The 15,130-nt window shown below is 72.5% G+C and carries 15 protein-coding genes; 7 read left to right on the forward strand and 8 right to left on the reverse strand.

The annotated features are described in order from the left end of the window. Positions 1-312 precede the first annotated feature (312 nt). Together ACWD3D_RS02020 and ACWD3D_RS02025 are read left to right on the forward strand one after the other, a co-directional pair. Positions 313-912 carry a GlcG/HbpS family heme-binding protein gene (locus ACWD3D_RS02020; RefSeq protein ID WP_451458978.1) on the forward strand — a complete coding sequence of 200 codons (600 nt, stop codon included), beginning with the start codon at positions 313-315 and terminating at the stop codon, positions 910-912. Positions 913-1,062: 150 nt separating this feature from the next. After that, entirely contained in the window at positions 1,063-2,463 is a 1,401-nt protein-coding gene (locus tag ACWD3D_RS02025) for a M1 family metallopeptidase (RefSeq protein ID WP_451459005.1), read from the forward strand. Positions 2,464-2,567: 104 nt separating this feature from the next. Here ACWD3D_RS02025 and ACWD3D_RS02030 read toward each other — a convergent pair whose 3' ends face one another. Then, complete coding sequence (locus tag ACWD3D_RS02030; protein ID WP_328720996.1) at positions 2,568-3,143, reverse strand: TerD family protein; 576 nt, start codon at positions 3,141-3,143, stop codon at positions 2,568-2,570. Positions 3,144-3,385: 242 nt separating this feature from the next. Between ACWD3D_RS02030 and arfB the strand changes: the two genes are divergently transcribed. Next, complete coding sequence (gene arfB, locus ACWD3D_RS02035; RefSeq protein ID WP_451458979.1) at positions 3,386-3,811, forward strand: alternative ribosome rescue aminoacyl-tRNA hydrolase ArfB; 426 nt, start codon at positions 3,386-3,388, stop codon at positions 3,809-3,811. A gap of 90 nt (positions 3,812-3,901) precedes the next feature. On the opposite strand, the gene ACWD3D_RS02040 is transcribed toward arfB, so the two are convergent. Continuing rightward, entirely contained in the window at positions 3,902-4,411 is a 510-nt protein-coding gene (locus ACWD3D_RS02040) for a flavin reductase family protein (RefSeq protein ID WP_451458980.1), read from the reverse strand. Positions 4,412-4,888: 477 nt separating this feature from the next. Between ACWD3D_RS02040 and cdgB the strand changes: the two genes are divergently transcribed. Together cdgB and ACWD3D_RS02050 are read left to right on the forward strand one after the other, a co-directional pair. Beyond that, entirely contained in the window at positions 4,889-6,544 is a 1,656-nt protein-coding gene (gene cdgB / locus ACWD3D_RS02045; RefSeq protein WP_451458981.1) for a diguanylate cyclase CdgB, read from the forward strand. Between the two features lie 142 nt (positions 6,545-6,686). After that, complete coding sequence (locus tag ACWD3D_RS02050; protein WP_451458982.1) at positions 6,687-7,721, forward strand: carbohydrate-binding protein; 1,035 nt, start codon at positions 6,687-6,689, stop codon at positions 7,719-7,721. A gap of 46 nt (positions 7,722-7,767) precedes the next feature. On the opposite strand, the gene ACWD3D_RS02055 is transcribed toward ACWD3D_RS02050, so the two are convergent. From ACWD3D_RS02055 to ACWD3D_RS02070, 4 genes are all read right to left on the reverse strand, one after another. Beyond that, a complete protein-coding gene (locus ACWD3D_RS02055) occupies positions 7,768-8,694 on the reverse strand; it encodes a 1-phosphofructokinase family hexose kinase (RefSeq protein WP_451458983.1) in 927 nt (308 codons plus the stop codon). A 326-nt stretch (positions 8,695-9,020) separates the two neighbouring features. Next, complete coding sequence (locus ACWD3D_RS02060; RefSeq protein WP_451458984.1) at positions 9,021-9,509, reverse strand: N-acetyltransferase family protein; 489 nt, start codon at positions 9,507-9,509, stop codon at positions 9,021-9,023. A gap of 119 nt (positions 9,510-9,628) precedes the next feature. Further along, positions 9,629-10,783 carry an N-acetylglucosamine-6-phosphate deacetylase gene (gene nagA, locus ACWD3D_RS02065; RefSeq protein ID WP_451458985.1) on the reverse strand — a complete coding sequence of 385 codons (1,155 nt, stop codon included), beginning with the start codon at positions 10,781-10,783 and terminating at the stop codon, positions 9,629-9,631. Continuing rightward, on the reverse strand, positions 10,783-11,715 hold the full coding sequence (locus ACWD3D_RS02070) for an ROK family protein (RefSeq protein ID WP_451458986.1): 933 nt from the start codon (positions 11,713-11,715) through the stop codon (positions 10,783-10,785). Before ACWD3D_RS02070 ends, nagA begins: the two co-directional genes overlap by 1 nt. Before the next feature lie 132 nt (positions 11,716-11,847). Between ACWD3D_RS02070 and ACWD3D_RS02075 the strand changes: the two genes are divergently transcribed. Beyond that, on the forward strand, positions 11,848-12,189 hold the full coding sequence (locus ACWD3D_RS02075) for a DUF3263 domain-containing protein (RefSeq protein ID WP_451458987.1): 342 nt from the start codon (positions 11,848-11,850) through the stop codon (positions 12,187-12,189). 78 nt (positions 12,190-12,267) lie between these two features. Here the strand turns inward: ACWD3D_RS02075 and ACWD3D_RS02080 are convergent, their stop codons facing one another. Next, a complete protein-coding gene (locus ACWD3D_RS02080; RefSeq protein ID WP_451458988.1) occupies positions 12,268-12,723 on the reverse strand; it encodes a MarR family winged helix-turn-helix transcriptional regulator in 456 nt (151 codons plus the stop codon). A 131-nt stretch (positions 12,724-12,854) separates the two neighbouring features. Here ACWD3D_RS02080 and otsB point away from each other — a divergent pair, with 131 nt between their 5' ends. Next, positions 12,855-13,706, forward strand: a complete 852-nt coding sequence (gene otsB, locus ACWD3D_RS02085) for a trehalose-phosphatase (RefSeq protein WP_451458989.1) — start codon at positions 12,855-12,857, stop codon at positions 13,704-13,706. A 16-nt stretch (positions 13,707-13,722) separates the two neighbouring features. Here the strand turns inward: otsB and ACWD3D_RS02090 are convergent, their stop codons facing one another. After that, entirely contained in the window at positions 13,723-15,108 is a 1,386-nt protein-coding gene (locus ACWD3D_RS02090; protein WP_451458990.1) for an alpha,alpha-trehalose-phosphate synthase (UDP-forming), read from the reverse strand. Positions 15,109-15,130 lie beyond the last annotated feature (22 nt).

A 15,130-nucleotide genomic window follows, 5' to 3' on the forward strand; every position in this document is an offset into this window, starting at 1 on the left:
GCCGTCCCGCCCCGGACCGGTTCTCCGCCGCACCTCGTACCCGCCTCACGCTCGTTCCCGTCGGCGCTCCCGGCCGTGCGGCGGGCTCCGCCGTATCCACCGTGAGCTGGGCGGACGCGCCCGTGCCTCCTCCATGGTGACCCGGCGGGGCCACCCCCGCATCAACCGATCGGTTGACAGGAGAGTCCGCCGGACCGCACCGGAGGCCGAGCCGGTACGACGACGGCACGGGCCGTGTTCCGGCCGGAGCATCGATACCGGAGCGCCACCGCCGACCGGCCGGGCGCCGCACCGAACCCGGAGGAACCCGCCATGAACGTCACGTCCCCCGCCGCCCACTCGTCCCCCACCCCCGCCGGCCGTAGGTTCCCGCTGCGGTTCCGGGTCCTGACCGGTGCGGTGGCCGTCGCCGCCCTGGGCGCCGGCACGTTCGGCGCGGTCTCCGCCAGCGCCTCGGCTCCCTCGTCCGCTTCCGCCGCGGTCTCGGCCGACACCGCGAACCGGAACCTCCAGCAGACGACGCACCTCACCGTCGCCGCCGCCACGAAGGCCGCGCAGGCCGTGCTCGACGCCGCGCAGAAGGAGAACCAGCGGGTCTCGGTCGCCGTCGTGGACCGGGACGGCAACACGATCGTCACCCTGCGCGGCGACGGCGCCGGGCCGCAGTCCCCCGAGTCCGCCGAGAAGAAGGCGTACACCGCGGTCTCCTGGAACGCCCCCACCTCCGAGCTGGTCAAGCGCCTGGACCAGGCGCCCACGCTGAAGGACATTCCCGGCACCCTCTTCCTCGCGGGCGGTGCCCCGGTCCAGGTCAAGGGCGCCCCGGTCGCGGCGGTCGGTGTCGCGGGAGCCCCGAGCGGCGACCTCGACGAGAAGTTCGCCCGCGCGGGAGTCGCCGCCCTCGGCCGTTGATCGAGGTGCCCGCACCCCGCGCGGGTGCGGGCACACCGTGTGTCCGGTCCATAGGATCGCGCCGTGAATCCGTCCATCCCCGCACGCCGGAGCGGTCCTGCCGCTCCCCGCCGTACCCCCGCGCGCCGACGCCCGGCCCGGGCCGGTGCGCTGCTGCTCGCCTGCGTCGTCCTCGGCGGCATCGCCTCGGCCTGTACGGGCGCGGGGGCCGGGGTGACGGGGACGCCGGGGGCGGCCGGGGTGCGCGATCCGTACTTCCCGAAGCTCGGCAACGGCGGTTACGACGTCACCCACTACGACCTCCGGCTCGCCGTCGACCGTGTGGCCGGGCACCTGACGGGCACGGCGACGATCACCGCCCGCGCGACCCAGGACCTGAGCGCCTTCCACCTCGACCTGGTCGGGCTCGACGTCACGGGGGCGACCGTCGAAGGGCGGCCCGCCGCCGTGAACCGGGCGGGCGGCGAGCTGGTCCTGCGCCCCGACGCGGAGGTGGCCGGCCGCCTGCGGAAAGGCCGCACCTTCGAGACGGTCGTGCGGTACTCCGGCACGCCCCGCACCCTGACGGACGCGGACGGGACCCACGAGGGGTGGCTGCGGACGGCGGACGGGGCCGTCGCCCTCGGCGAACCAGCGGGCGGGCCGACCTGGTTCCCCGGCAACCACCACCCGAGCGACAAGGCCACCTACACCGTCGCGGTCACCGTCCCCGAGGGACTCAACGTCGTCTCCAACGGCGAACTCGTCTCCCGCCGTACGAGCGGTGGCGCCGGGACGACCACGTACACCTGGCGCACCGGCGAACCCATGGCGAGCTACCTGGCGACGGTCGCGATCGGTCGTTTCCGCACGGAGGAGACCCGCACCGACGACGGCCTCACGGTGTTCACCGCCGTGGACCCCGAAGTGGCGGCGGAGGCGGAGCCGGAACTCACCCGGATTCCGCGGATCCTGGCGTGGGAGGCCGAGAGATTCGGGCCGTACCCGTTCCGTTCGGCGGGGGCGATCGTGGACCGGGCCGAGGACTCCGAGTACGCGCTGGAGACGCAGAACCGTCCCTACTACCCGGGCCCGCCGACCACCGGCCTGCTCGTCCACGAGCTGGCGCACCAGTGGTTCGGCGACTCGGTCACCCCGGCCACCTGGCGGGACATGTGGCTCAACGAGGGGTTCGCGACGTACGCGGAGTGGCTCTGGAGCGAGGACCACGAGGACACCCCCGTACGGGAGAGCTTCGAGGGAGCGTTCGCCGACGACGCGAACTGGGCCTTCCCGCCCGCCGAGCCACCGACCGCCGCCGACGTCTCGCAGCCACCGGTGTACGGGCGCGGCGCCATGGTCGTGCACCGGCTGCGCCTCGCGGTGGACGACGACGAGAAGTTCTTCGCGCTCCTCAAGGGCTGGACCGGGGCCCACCGGCACGGCAACGCCTCGACGGCCGACTTCACGGCGTACGCGGAGAAGGCGACGGGGCTGGACCTGTCCCGGCTCTGGTCGGTCTGGCTGTACGGCGACGAGCGCCCGGCCGACGCGGATCTGCCCGCGCGCTGACCGAACCGCTCAGGGCCTCCGCCGCGTGCGCGGGGGAGGCCCTGAGAGTGGCGCGCCCGGGCCGTGTTTGGCACGGCCTGCCGCGCACCTGGACGCGGGTCGCGTCAGAGGTTGACGCCGAAGTCCTGCGCGATGCCGCGCAGACCCGAGGCGTAACCCTGGCCGACCGCGCGGAACTTCCACTCGGCGCCGTTGCGGTAGAGCTCGCCGAAGACCATGGCGGTCTCGGTGGCGGCGTCCTCGCTGAGGTCGTAGCGGGCGATCTCGGTGCCACCGGCCTGGTTGATGATGCGGATGAAGGCGTTCCGCACCTGGCCGAAGTTCTGGCTGCGGTTCTCGGCGTCGTAGATGGAGACCGGGAAAACGATCTTGTCCACGTCGGCCGGCAGGCCCGCCAGGTTGACGTTGATCTGCTCGTCGTCGCCCTCGCCCTGGCCCGTGACGTTGTCGCCGGTGTGGACGATGGTCTGGTCCGGCGTCGACTTGTTGTTGAAGAAGACGAAGTGGCCGTCGGAGACGACCTTCCCCGTCGGGTTCACCGCGATCGCCGAGGCGTCGAGGTCGAAGTCGGTACCGGTGGTGGTGCGGACGTCCCAGCCGAGGCCGACCGTGACGGCGGTCAGGCCCGGTGCCTCCTTGGTGAGCGAGACGTTGCCGCCCTTGGACAGGCTTACTGCCATGGGAAGTCCCTTTCCTCGTCATGTGCGGGCTTCGTGCCATCACGAAAGCTACCGTCACCCGTCATAACGCGGAGGGGAGGCCACGAGGTTCCAGGTCCCTTTACTTTCTTTGCCGAACTTTCGTCCCGGTACGTCCCCGCCGCTCCGTGCGGGGGTTCTGAGGGGGCGTGGCGCCCCCTCAGAACCGTGACGCCGTCAAAAGAAGGTGACGGACCGGCCGGACGCCGGGGACACTGGGTGTCATGTCCGGGCCCTATGTCATCCGCGGTGCGGTCTCCCTGCCGGAGGCCGAGCTCATGTGGCGTTTCTCGCGGTCCTCCGGGCCCGGGGGACAGCACGTCAATACCAGCGACACCCAGGTGGAGCTGCGCTTCGACCTGGCCGCCACCGAGACGCTGCCCGAGGTCTGGAAGGAACGCGCGCTGGAGCGGCTGGCCGGCCGGCTGGTCGACGGGGTCGTGTCTGTACGCGCCTCCGAGCACCGCTCCCAGTGGCGGAACCGCGAGACGGCCGCCGTGCGGCTCGCCGCGCTGCTGGCGGAGGCCACGGCGCCGCCGCCGGCGCCCCGGCGGAAGCGCAAGATCCCGCGCGGGATCAACGAGCGCCGGCTGCGGGAGAAGAAGCAGCGCGGAGACACCAAGCGGGGCCGCTCCGGCCGCGACTGGTGACGTGGCCCGGTGGCTCCGGGCTCCGGGCTCCGGGCGTAGGGCTCTGGGCACAGGGCTCCGGGTCCCGGGTGTCCCGGGTGTCCCGGGGGATCAGCCCAGCGTCCGGTAGTTCCCCTTGAAGTACAGCAGCGGTTCGCCGTCCGCCGGAGCCGGCACGGTCGCCGTGAGCACCCGTCCGATCACGAGGGTGTGGTCGCCCGCCAGGACGCGCTCCTCGGTCCGGCATTCCAGGGTCGCCAGCGCCCCGCTCACCAGCGGTGCCCCGGAGACCTCGCCGCGCACGTGCGGGACGTCCGCGAAGAGCAGCCGGTCGCTGATCCGGCCCTTCATGGAGAACCGGGACGCGATCTGCCGCTGCCCGGCGGCCAGGACGGATACCGCCCAGAGCGGCTGTTCGGCCAGCAGGTCGTCCATGCGGGAGTCGTTGCGCAGGCTGACCAGGACCAGCGGCGGGTCCAGCGAGACCGACAGGAACGCCGTCGCGGTCATCCCGGCCTCTTCGCCGCGCTCGCCCTCGTCGGCGGCCGGCTCCTCGGCGGTGACCAGCACCACCCCTGCGGCCAGCCGCGCGAGAGCGGCCCGGAACTCGTCGTTGCTCACCCCCTCAGCATGGGGGACGGCATCGGGGCGCGGGGGGAGGGGAAGGGTCTTCGTCTGCGGCACACTCGCACGCTAGTCGGAGCCGATACGGGCCCGCATCGGGCCAGGGGACCAGTCAGGACCTAGGTCTCCGGACCAGGCAGGCGCCCGAGGGCGACGGAAGGCCGTGAACTCGTGGACGGCGGTGAACTCGTGGACGGCGATGAACTCGTGGACGGCGCACGCCGGTAGCGTGGAAAGCCCTCGCGCACCGGTGACGTGTATGAATGCGCGGGGCGTGCGCCGGAGTGGATGGCTCCAGCGGGAACAAGCTGACGCGCCTTTACGTTCTGTTGTGACATGGCTCACAGAGAGCGATATTTGGTTGACCCTGTGTACCGGCTGCACAGCTCGCTGTGATTCAGTGGCGAGGACACTGCGATAAGTACGTCGATATGACATCTGGAGTTGCTGTCGAGGTCTCGGGGAGAGCGAGCAATGGAGGCCGAGTCGGAGCCCTACGTCCGTCTTGCGACCATGCGGCAGCTGCACCAGGCCGTCGCTGATCTCAATTCGGCACGCAGCCTTGCCGACACGCTGCAGACCGTGGCGGACGGAATCGTCACCGGTCTCGGCTACGAGCTGGGCTGCGTCAATCTCGTCCAGCCGGACGGTGAACTCGTCGTGGCCGCGTTCGCGGGCAACAACGCGGCCGAGGCGCTGATCACCGGCCGCACCGGTTCCCGCACCGCCTGGGAACGCCGGCTGAACATGGGGGAGGCGTGGGAGGACCTGCGGTTCATACCGCACACCGAGGGCTGGGTCCTCCTCGACGACGACGTGCCGCAGTGGCACACCGAGGGCCCCGAGCCCCGCTTCGAGGACGAGTGGCACCCGCTGGACCGCCTCTACGCCCCGATGTACACGAGCACCGGCGGCAGGGACCGCGGTGACCTCCGGGACCTGCTCGGCGTGCTCTCCGTGGACCGCCCGCGCAACGGCCGCCGGCCCGGCGCCTGGGGCCGCGAAGCGCTCCAGATGTACGCCTCGCAGGCCGCGATAGCGATAGGCAACGCCCGGCTCCGCGCCAACATGCAGCGCGCGCTGGTCCGTCTCGAACGCGAGCAGCAGGCGCTGCGGGCCAGCGAGGAATCCTTCCGCCAGGCCTTCGAGTACGCCCCCAGCGGCATGGCCATCGCGGAGGTGGGCGGCGAACAGCACGGGCGGCTGCTCCGTACCAACGACGCCCTCTGCAGGCTGCTGGGCCGCCCGGCCTCGGTGCTGCGCCGCCACTCCTTCGCCGATCTGGTCCACCCCGAGGACCTCGGCACCCTGCTCCGTACGTCCGCCGAGGGCGGCCGGGCCGAGCTGCGGCTCGGCCGGCGCGACAGTACGTACCTCTGGGTCTCGCTCCGCAACTCGGTGGTCGCGGACACCACGGACGGGCCGCGCTTCCTCCTCACGCACGTGGAGGACATAGAGGAGCGGAAGCGGCACGAGCTGAACCTCGCGCACCGCGCCTCGCACGACGCCCTCACCGGACTGCCCAACAGCGCGGAGCTGCGTTCCCGGCTCAGCGAACGGCTCTGCGAGCGCCCGCACGCGACCGCGGCCACCGCGATCGAGGCGCTGGACGCGGCGTACGGGGACGTGGAGGCCCGGGGCCACGGGTACGACGTCGAGCCGGGCCCCGGCGGCATCCCCTACGACCACCACGTCCACACGGTGGCGCCGGACCCGGCGCGCGACGACGGGGCGAAGGGGCTCGCTGTCCTCTTCTGCGATCTCGACGGCTTCAAGTCCATCAACGACCGGTTCGGACACACGACGGGTGACGCGGTACTGATCGAGGTGGCACGCCGCCTCAGCACATGTGTGCGGGACGGGGACACCGTCGCCCGGCTCGGGGGTGACGAATTCGTCGTGCTCGCGGACGGGCTCGGTGCGGCGGACGCCGCCGACCTCGCGGTACGCCTGCGGAACGCGATCATCCCGCCCATCAGGGTGGACGGCAGGGCGGTCCGGGTCGGAGCGAGCTTCGGCATCGGCTGGGCCGAGTGCGGGATGAGCGTGGAAGAGGTCCTGGCCTCGGCGGACCAGCGGATGTACGTGGAGAAGCGGTCGCGGGCGAAGGTTCACCGCAGAGCCGGATGACGTTTACTGGATGGTTCGATGCCACGTCCCGCACCGGGGCGGGGCGTGAAGCCAGGTCCGGGACACATTCGGCGGATGCTCCGTACGAGGTAGGCTCGCCCGGTCGGCGACGGCTGACGACATGTGGAGGAGTGACCCAGGGATGACGGCCGGAAACAACGGCGAGAGCAAGCCCGAGGACGACGACCCGTTCGGCTACCTGTACGAGGACGGGCAGGCGGCGGGCGCCCAGCCGCCCGGCGGTGGCGGCTACGGCTACCCCGGACCGGCCGCCGCTCAGCCGGGTGTCCCCCGGACCTCCTACAACCAGGTGCGGGCCGTCGGAGAGCGTCAGTACGGGCAGGTCCCGCAGCAGCAGCCCTACGGTCAGCCCCAGCAGCAGTACGGCCAGCCCCAGCAGCCCTACGGTCAGCCGCAGCAGCAGTACGGCCAGCAGCCCTACGGTCAGCCCACTGCCCAGTACGCGGCCCCGGAGACGTACCCCGGCGGTGCCGTGACGGCGTCCGGTTCGGTCGGGCACGGTGGCGGCGGCGCCGGGCGGGGCGGGAACGGTGGCCGTGGCGGCCCCAACACCAAGGCCATCCTGGGTGGTGCCATCGCGGTCGTCGCGGTGGTGCTGATCGGCATCGCCGCAGCCCTGACCACGGGCGACGGCGACAAGAACGACAAGAAGAACGACGCCTCGGCCTCGGCGGCCCCCAGCGGCGACACCCAGAAGTCCGAGTCGCCCGAGCCGACCGCCTCGGAGGAGCCGGTCGAACTGCCGAAGCAGGACGCGGCGGCGCTCAGCCTCGGTGGTACGGCCTCCCTGGAGAACACGATTCCGGGTGCCAAGAGCGCCAGCGGGCGCTACATCAGCCTCAACGAGGTCGGCCGCTCGGCCACCTGGACGGTCAACGTGCCGGAGGCCGGGGCGTACACCCTGTACGTGACCTACGGCGTGCCCGGCAAGGACGCCAAGACGACGCTGACGGTCAACGCCGAGGCTCCCCGCTCCATCAACATGAAGAACTACGCGCAGGCGGCCGAGGGCGACGCGGCGAAGGGCTGGACGAACACCTACGCCTTCGTGAACCTCACCAAGGGCTCCAACACCCTGAAGCTCTCCTGCGAGGTCGGCGACCTGTGCGACGCCAACCTCGACCAGCTCTCGCTGAAGGCCGGGCAGCAGCAGTAGCGCCGGGCCGTGGGGGAGTCTCCCGGGGCACACCGGTCCGGACGGTTCAGAGCACCGGCACGAGAGGTTCCACGGTGACGCGGGGCAGCAGTTCCGCGTAGGCGTCCGCGTCGAACTCCCCGGCCACCGGGGTCAGTACGGTCGCGGCGGACAGGGCCACCGCGCGGGCCAGCAGGTCCGGCCAGGCCAGCCCCTCCGCGAGCCCGGACAGCAGTCCGGCCACCGCCGAGTCACCCGCGCCCGTCGCGTTTCCGCGTACGACGGACGGTGGTGCGGCACGCCAGTTCCCGGCCTCGGTGGCGGCGACCAGGCCCTCCGCGCCGAGCGAGGCGACCACCGAGCGGGCACCGCGGCGGCGGGCGTCGCGGGCGGCGCGCAGGGGCTCCCGGGAGCCGGTGAGGCGGGCGAGTTCGTCGGCGTTCGGCTTGGCGAGGTCGGGGCGGGCGGCCATCCCTCGGCGCAGTGGCTCCCCTCCGGTGTCCAGGAGTACGGGTGTCCCGGCGGCGCGGGCGCGGCGGACGAGTTCGGCGTAGGCGCCGACGTGGATGCCCGGCGGCAGGCTGCCGCAGAGGGCCACGGCCGTCGCCTCGCCGAGGAGCTCGTCGTACGTGTGCAGCAGGGCGGCCCACTCGTCGGGGCCGACCTCGGGACCGGGTTCGTCGAGCCGGGTGATGCGGCCGGTGGAGCGTTCGACGACGGTCACGGTGCGGCGGGTGTTGCCCGCGACGGGTATGAGTGCGTCGCGCGGGCCCAGCGGGGCGAGCAGTTCGCGCACCAGTGTGCCGGTACGGCCTCCGGCGAACCCCGTGACGACCGTGGGGTGTCCGAGTGCGGCGAGCACCCGGGCGACGTTGACGCCCTTGCCGCCGGGCCGCTCCGCGACCTCGCTCACCCGGTGGTGGCCGTGCGGGGCGAGGTGCGCGACGGTGTAGGTCACGTCGAGTGCGGTGTTCAGCGTGACGGTCAGGATCACCTGGACTCGCCCTCCGCTCCTTCTCGCTCGTTCGCCGGGCCGCCGGGCCGTGGTTCGGAAGTCTCGCCTGTCCGGCCCTCCGGGCGGACGACGCTGCTTTCAGAACACGACCTGGCCGGGCCCGCTCGGTGGAATGCGGCGTTCCGGCGGCGGGGCGTGCCGTGCCGGGGAAGCGCCGTTCCCGTGATCATGCCAAAGAGACGTCCATGGGCCCAGAGGGTGTCCGGAGGGCGAGCATCAGGCGTCCGCGGGCGTTCCGGGTGGCCGAACTCCACTCCCCACTCCCGGCTCTGGCCGCTTCTCCGGTGCGGCCGGCCGGGAGACGGTCACAGCCGCAGGTGCATGATGTGCAGCCCGACGTACCCGTGGTCCGGGTGCAGGAAGCCCTCGGGCAGGGTGCCTATGACCTCGAATCCGAGTGATTCGTAGAGCTTCACGGCGTGGACGTTCGTCTCCACCACCGCGTTGAACTGCATGGCGCGGTAACCCTGTTCGCGTGCCCAGTCCACGGTGTACGCGCACAGTGCCCGGCCCACGCCCTGCCCGGAGTGGGCCGGGTCGACCATGTAGCTGGCGCTCGCGACGTGCGAGCCGTTGCCCTGGTGGTTGCGGTTCATCTTGGCGGTGCCGAGGACGGTCCCCGCATCGTCCACGGCGACGACCGTGCGGTTCGGGTGCGGCAGCAGCCACCAGCCGCTGCCCTGTTCTTCTTCGAGGTCGGTGGGGTAGGTGAAGGTCTCGCCGGCGGCGACGATCGTGTGGAAGAAGGGCCAGATGGCCGGCCAGTCTTCCGCGGTGGCTTTCCTGATCAGCATGGGAACAGCGTGTCCTGCGGGGACGGCCGTGACAACGCCGTTTCGCGGGCGGCGATTTACCGTCCCCGTCAGGGTGATTCAGGACGACCGGAGGTTTCGGCCAAGGTCGACCAGGGGCCTCAGGCGCCCTTGGGTTCGACGATCCACTCGCCCTTGCGCATGACGCCCTTGAGGGCGAACGCCTCGTCCAGTACCACCAGGTCGGCGTCCTTGCCGGTCTCCAGCGAGCCGATCCGGTCGTAGAGGCCGAGCAGCCGGGCGGGGTTGACGGAGATGGACCGGACGACGTCCTCGACCGGGATGCGGTCGATCGTCACGGCCCGCCGGAACGCGGTGTCCAGAGTGAGGGTGGACCCGGCGATCGAGCCGCCCTCCACCAGCCGGGCGACCCCGTCCTTGACCTCGACGGCGAGCGGGCCGAGCTGGTACGCGCCGTCGCCGAAGCCCGCCGCGTCCATGGCGTCGGTGATCAGCGCGACCCGGGCGGCGCCCGCGTGGTGGTAGGCCATCTCCAGGGCCGCCGGGTGCAGATGCGTACCGTCGTTGATCAGCTCGACGGTGATCCGCTCGTCCTCCAGCAGTGCCGCGATCGGGCCGGGGGTGCGGTGGCCGAGGGCGGGCATCGCGTTGTAGAGGTGGGTCGCGACGGTGGCGCCCGCGTCGATCGCCTCGACGGTCTGCTCGTAGGTGGCGTCCGTGTGGCCGATCGCCGCGATGACGCCCTGCTCGGCGAGGAGCCGCACCGAGTCGAGCCCGCCGGGGAGTTCGGTGGCGAGCGTCACCATCTTCGCGGTGCCGCGTGCGGCCTTCAGCAGGGCCTGGACGGTGGCCGGGTCGGGGTCGCGCAGCAGCGCCTCGCTGTGTGCGCCCTTGCGGCAGGGGGAGATGAAGGGACCCTCGAAGTGGATGCCCGCGATGTCGCCCTGTTCGGCCAGCTCGGAGAGGACCCCGGCCCACTGGCCGAGGAAGTCCAGGCCGTCGGTGACGGTGGAGGCGACGACGGTGGTGGTGCCGTGCTCGCGGTGCGTCCGTACGCCCGTCAGCACCTGGTCCACCGAACCCGCGGTGAAGGACGCGCCCCCGCCGCCGTGGTTGTGCATGTCCACGAACCCGGGGACGACCCAGTGGCCGGTCAGGTCGATGGTCCGGGCGTCCTCGCGGGCCCCGTCGGCGATCCGGGTGCCCTCGACGGCCAACCGGCCGTTCTCCTCGGTTCCCCCGGGCCGTACGACCCGGGCTCCGGTGAGAACCGTGCTGTCTGCGCGTCCGGCCATCAGACGGATACCTCCGTGGCGAGTAGATCCCAGGCGAGCAGCCCCGCGCCCAGGCATCCGGCGGTGTCCCCGAGGGTCGCCGGGACGATGTGGGGCAGTGTCTGGAACGTGATGCGTTCCTCGACGGCCGCACGCAGTGGTGTGAACAAGGTTTCCCCCGCCTCGGCGAGCCCGCCACCGATGATGAGCGTGCGCGGGTCCAGCAGGGTGATCGCGGTGACCAGACCTGCGGCCAGCGCGTCGACGGCGTCGGCCCAGACGCGCAGGGCGGCCGGATCGCCGGCATCGACGGCCCGCGCGCAGTCCGCCGCGTCCTGGGAGGGGTCGCCGCAGGCGTCGGCCCAGGCGCGGGTGACGGCGGCGGCGGAGGCCAGCGTCTCCAGACAGCCGCGCTGTCCGCAGCCGCAGTCCGGACCGTCCGGCCGGACCACGACGTGCCCTATCTCTCCGGCGCTGCCGTGCGCCCCGGCCTCGACGACCCCGTCGATGCCGATCGCGCCGGCGATGCCGGTGCCGAGGGCGACGAAGAGGAAGCGGTCGGTGCCGCGTCCGGCCCCGTTGCGGCCCTCGGCCAGTCCTCCGGTGCGGACGTCGTGGCCGAGCGCGACGGGGATGGAGCCGAGCCGCTCGGCGAGCAGGTCGCGCAGTGGCAGGTCGCGCCAGCCGAGGTTGGCGGCGTAGACCGCGATGCCCCGCTCGGCGTCGATGATGCCCGGTACGGCCACGCCGGCGGCGACGGCGGGTTCACCGAAGTGCTTCTCGCCGTACGCGCGCAGATCGGCGGCGAACCCGAGGATGGTCTCGACCACCGCGTCGGGGCCGCGCTCCCGTCCGGTGGCCCGTCGCTCTTCGTGCAGGAGGGTGCCGTCGGCTCCGACCAGCGCGGCCTTCATTCCCGTGCCGCCCACATCGAGGGCGATGACATGTCTCACGGGGGACAGTTTCGCCCGCCGATCTCAAAAGGTCTAGTCCACTATTCCGCTTTGTATCGTGCGCATACAAAAATCGGCAGCCGGTGGGGCGCCCGGGTGGCACTGTCCGGGGGGCGCGTTACGTTGGTCGGCATGACCGCCCCCGAGAACGGAAACGGAACCGAAGGCACGGAGGAGACCGCCGACGCGGCCCCGAGCACCGACGGGACCGTCGACGCGGCCGGGGGCACCGACGCGAGCGCGGGCACGGAGGGCCTCTCCACCCGGGACCGCGCGCTGCTCGCTCTGGAACGGCGGTCCTGGGCGAGCCCCGGCGCGAAGGAACGCGCCATCCGCGAGGAGCTGGGCCTCTCCCCGGTCCGGTACTACCAGCTGGTGAACGCCCTGATAGAGGACCGTCGCGCCCTGGAGGCCGACCCCGTGACGGTCAACCGCCTGCGCCGCGTACGGGACGCCAAGCGGAGCCGTCGCTGAGCAGGGACCCCGTCAGGACGAGCGGCCCCGACGCCGCGAGCGTCCGGCACCGCCGCGCCCGCGTTCCCCGGCCGCGCGCTACGGCCGGGGCCAAGGCCGTCCCGACAGCCGCTCGATGTCGGTGTTGAACCGCTTCAGGTAGCCGGCGAAGGTCTCCACGTCCTCCGAGGACCACTTCTCCAGCACCAGCCCGAGCCCGCTCGCGTTCTTCTCGCGCTCCACGTCGAGCCGCTGCGCGCCCTCTTCCGTGATCCGGAACTTGCGGGCCATGCCCCCCGACGGGTCGGGGATGCGCTCCACCAGCCCGGCCTGCATCGCGGCGGCGGTCTGCCGGTTGAGGGTGGACGAGTCGAGCCCGAAGGCGTCGCTCAGCTCCTTGATGGACATGGGCCCCTGCACGCGGATGCGACTGAGCAGGACGTACGCGCTCCGCTCCAGCACGTCGTCCTTGCGCCGCCCGTTGGCGGTGCGCAGGAAGATGTGGCGGCTGAGCAGCATCTGTTCGTACTCGACCTGCTGGATGGGGTCGTCCATGCGTCCTACTCCTTGCTGCTGTCCCGCGCTCGCTCCCGCCCTCCCGAGGTTACGGGGCGTGCGCGGGGCACCGCCCCGGCGCACGGGGTGCGGTCTCGGCAGGGCCGCCCCTGCCTCGCTAATGTCGGAGCATGGGCATCCACCTGGACCATCTGCCGACTCCGTCCACCGAAGCGGGCCGCGAAGGGCTCGCCGCGCTCCTGGCCCGGCCGGACCGGGCGGTGGTGGCGCTCGACTTCGACGGCACCCTCGCCGAGATCGTGTCCGACCCCGAGCAGGCGCGGGCCCATGCCGACGTGCTGCCCGCGCTCGCCGCGCTCGCGCCGAAGGTCGCGTCCGTCGTCGTGATCACCGGCCGCCCGGCCGCCGTCGCGGTCGCGCACGGCGGGTTCGCGGGGGTCCCCGGCCTGGAACACCTGGTGGTTCTCGGCCATTACGGCGCCGAGCGCTGGGACGCCGCCTCCGGCGAGGTGGCCGCGCCGCAGCCGCATCCCGGCCTCGCCGCCGTCCGTGCGGAGCTGCCCGCGCTGCTCGACGGACCCGAGGTGCTGAGCGGCACCTGGGTGGAGGAGAAGGGGCAGGCCGTCGCCGTCCACACCCGCCGTGCCGCCGATCCGCAGGCGGCGTTCGAGCTGCTGCGGGAGCCGCTGGGCGGGCTCGCGGCGCGCCATGGGCTGATCGTCGAACCGGGCCGCCAGGTCCTGGAGCTGCGCCCGCCCGGGGTCGACAAGGGCGTCGCGCTCACCGGGTACGCGGCCGAGGTGGGGGCGGGGGCTGTGCTCTACGCGGGCGACGACCTCGGTGACGTCGCGGCCTTCGCGGCGGTGGAGAAGCTGCGCTCCGGCGGTCCGGACCCGGTGCCGGGGCTGCTGGTGTGCAGCGGCGGCACCGAGGTGCCCGAGCTGGCCGACCGGGCCGACCTGATCGTGCCGGGCCCGGCGGACGTCGCGGCGCTGCTGGCGGCCGTGGCCGAAAACATCTGAGAGCGCGCGGTGGGCCTCACCCCTCCCGCAACGCCTCCAGCTGCTGGAGGAACCACTCCTGCGGGGGCAGCGCGGTCGAGGCCTCCGCGAGCCGGGCCGAGCGCTCGGAGCGCTCCCGCTCGTCCATGGACAGCGCCTCGTGCAGGGCCTCGGCCGTCGCGCTGACGTCGTAGGGGTTGACCACCAGCGCGTCGGCGCCCAGCTCCTCGTACGCGCCGGCCTCCCGGGACAGCACCAGGGCGACCCCGTGGTCGGAGACGACCGGGACCTCCTTGGCGACCAGGTTCATGCCGTCCCGGATGGGGTTGACGAGTGCCACGTCGGCCAGCCGGTAGGCGGCGAGGGAGCGGGCGAAGTCGTCCTTCACGTGCAGGACGACCGGGGTCCAGGTGTCGGAGCCGTACGCCTTGTTGATCTCGTCGGCCAGCTCGCGCACCGACGCCGTGTACTCGCGGTAGACGGCCAGGTCCTGGCGGGAGGGGTAGGCGAAGGCGACGTGCACGACGCGTTCGCGCCACTCGGGGTGGTTGTCGAGGAGGGTGCGGTAGGCGTGCAGCCCGCGCACGATGTTCTTGGACAGCTCGGTCCGGTCGACCCGGACGATCGTCTTCCGGTCGCCGTCGCCGCCGATCTGCTCGCGCAGCGCGGCCATCCGCTCGTCCACGTCCGGCTCGTGCGAGCGGGCGAGCAGGAAGTCGCCGTCGGCGCCGAGCCCGTGCACGCCGATGCGGGTCCCGCTGGTGCCGCCGAGGATCTCGGTGCAGCAGCCGATGAACGCGTCGGCCCAGCGGCGGGTGAGGAACGCGGCCCGGTCGGCGCCGAGGATGCCGCGCAGCAGCTGTTCGCCGATGTCGTCGGGGAGCAGCCGGAAGTAGTCCACCGGCGCCCACGGGGTGTGCGAGAAGTGGCCGATGCGCAGGTCGGCGCGGAGTTCGCGGAGCATCCCGGGGACCAGCGCGAGGTGGTAGTCCTGCACCAGCACGGCGGCGCCCTCGCCCGCTTCCTCGGCCAGCGCCTCGGCGAAGGCCCGGTTGTACGTCTCGTACGCGGCCCACTGGCGCCGGAACTCGTCGTCGAAGACGGGCTCCACCGGCGTCTGGTAGAGCAGGTGGTGGACGAACCAGAGCACGGAGTTGGCGATGCCGTTGTACGCGTCGGTGTGCACGCCGGCGTCGATGTCGAGCATCCGGACGCCCTCTTCGCCGACCCCGCGCCGGACCGCCTCGCGGTCGCCGTCGCCGAGCGCGGCGCAGACCCACATCTTGTCGTCGACGGCGCTCAGCCCGGAGACGAGCCCGCCCCCGCCCCGGCGCGCGTCGAGGGAACCGTCCTCGTTCAGCGTGTACGACACGGGGCCGCGGTTGGACGCGACGAGGACTTGGGCTGCGTGCTCGGAGACCATGTAGCGGAACCTAGCCCGATAC

It is taken from the genome of Streptomyces sp. NPDC002690, from assembly GCF_053592415.1.